At 35.5% G+C, this 1,627-nt stretch carries 1 protein-coding gene and 1 pseudogene; both read right to left on the bottom strand.

From position 1 onward, the window contains the following. Positions 1–20: 20 nt before the first annotated feature. A complete protein-coding gene (gene recA / locus AC1DRF_RS26845; RefSeq protein WP_427076772.1) occupies positions 21–1,058 on the bottom strand; it encodes a recombinase RecA in 1,038 nt (345 codons plus the stop codon). 491 nt (positions 1,059–1,549) lie between these two features. Beyond that, positions 1,550–1,627, bottom strand: a pseudogene (locus AC1DRF_RS26840) (arsenate reductase); the annotation flags it as partial.

Raw genomic sequence — 1,627 nt, 5'->3', positions numbered from 1 at the left:
GGGAAAGGTGTTTTATGCCTTTATTGGTTTTCGTTTTCGCTATCGTTATCTATAACATTATCGTTATTAATATTATCACCATATTTGAAATCAATAATTCTTTTTCTAATTTCTTCTCTAATTTCAGGGTTTTCTTTTAAGAAAATCTTAGCGTTTTCTCGTCCCTGTCCTAAACGCTCCTCATTATATGAAAACCAAGATCCAGACTTTTGAACAATATCTACTTCAGAACCGATATCTAAGATTTCTCCTTCTCTTGAGATACCTTCTCCATACATAATATCTACTTCAGCAATGCGGAAAGGAGGCGCCATTTTATTTTTGACTACTTTAATTCTTGTTTTGTTACCAACTATGTCATTTCCTAGTTTAAGTTGTTCAGCACGGCGAACCTCAAGACGAACGGAAGAATAGAATTTTAGTGCTCTTCCACCTGGCGTTGTTTCCGGATTTCCAAACATAACGCCTACTTTCTCCCTGATTTGGTTGATGAAGATGGCAATGGTTTTGGACTTATTGATTGCTCCAGATAGTTTACGAAGAGCTTGAGACATCAAACGAGCTTGTAGACCTACGTGAGAATCTCCCATTTCTCCTTCAATTTCTTTTTGGGGAACTAATGCAGCTACTGAGTCAACAACAATAATATCTACAGCGCCACTTCTAACTAATGCTTCAGCAATTTCAAGTGCCTGTTCACCAGTATCTGGTTGAGATAACAGTAACTCATCAATATCTACACCTAGTTTTCTTGCATAAACTGGATCAAGTGCGTGTTCAGCATCAATAAAGGCAGCTCGGCCTCCATTTTTTTGTACTTCTGCAATTGCGTGTAAGGAAACGGTTGTTTTACCTGAACTTTCGGGCCCGTAAACTTCCATAACTCTTCCTTTGGGATAACCATTAATTCCAAGAGCTATATCTAAAGCTAATGAGCCTGAGCTAGATGCCTCAACTTTTGTATGTGTGCCTTCGCCCATTTTAATAATTGATCCTGTACCGAATTGTTTTTCAATTTGTTTTAGAGCCATATCTAGTGCTGCTTTTTTATCATTCATAATTTGAAACCTCCGATTGTTATTACGTTTACAATAAACGTCAAGGTATTTCGATAAAGAATAAGAGTTGGCTCAAATGTTTTTGCTCCGTGCGAGAAAATTTTGTGTTTAACTGTCTTAGTTTGCTCTGGTATTCCTTTATTCATCTCTAAACCCTTAGTGTCGAACAAATGTTCCTGTTGTGTAATCATACAATAAACGCATCTAATTGTAAAGGCGAAAGTTTTTCTACAAACTAGCTAAAAGAATATCTTATATTTATAAAAAGTAAGTTTATACTTTAGCATTTACTTATCAAATGATAGAAATTAGGGGAAAGGTAGCTTTTTATATAAGTAGAATCGATTACCATCTACATTTTTAAATTTGGGTATATATGAATCTATAAATCTGGTTAGACTAATAACGCATTCCGGATATTCCTAGTTACTATAAAACAGATTTCAGGAAGAAATAAAGCAGTCTACACAAATAGACTGCTTCTCGATTAATTATTTACCTGTTTCAGTAAAACGCTGAATACGTTCAGCGATTTCATCACGTACACGCTGGAAGAACGCCCATTTCTC

Source organism: Priestia sp. P5_B4, from assembly GCF_056400385.1.
This window is presented reverse-complemented; position numbering and strand designations above follow the sequence as displayed.

What these genes read in the sequence shown, in the direction of transcription:
- recA (WP_427076772.1), bottom strand. Translation starts at nt 1,058, where the DNA reads ATGAATGATAAAAAAGCAGCACTAGATATGGCTCTAAAACAAATTGAA.